The organism is Roseovarius halophilus (ex Wu et al. 2025) (assembly GCF_047086965.1).
Genome location: NZ_JBKOTX010000620.1, coordinates 1 through 294, shown reverse-complemented (window position 1 = coordinate 294; position 294 = coordinate 1). Strand labels below are relative to the sequence as shown.

Below are 294 nucleotides of genomic sequence, written 5' to 3'. Positions count from 1 at the left end.
ACGGCGATACCGGCGTTACCGCCCCTCTATCCGTATGGTGAAGCTGCGCTTTGCCCCCCGGGGCGGGCGCGGAAAGGGCGCGGCCCGGCGCAGCACCGTCATCGCCGCCCGGTCCAGCCGCGACGACCCGGAGCTTTGGGCGAGCCGCAGCGCGGACAGCCAGCCCCTTTCGGAAATCGAGAAACGCACCACGGCCGCGCCCCGGCTGCTGGCACGTGGGCGGGGCACGCGCGCGATGTGGCGCATCACACTGCCCGGGTAATTGCTGGCCGCGGCGTTGCCCTGCGCGCGGCT

1 protein-coding gene is annotated in these 294 nt (G+C 73.5%); it reads right to left on the bottom strand.

Annotated elements, in window-relative coordinates; translation table 11 throughout:
* Positions 1-15: 15 nt before the first annotated feature.
* The coding region (locus tag ACH107_RS33755) for an energy transducer TonB (protein ID WP_412509916.1) at positions 16-294 on the bottom strand (279 nt) is incomplete at its 5' end.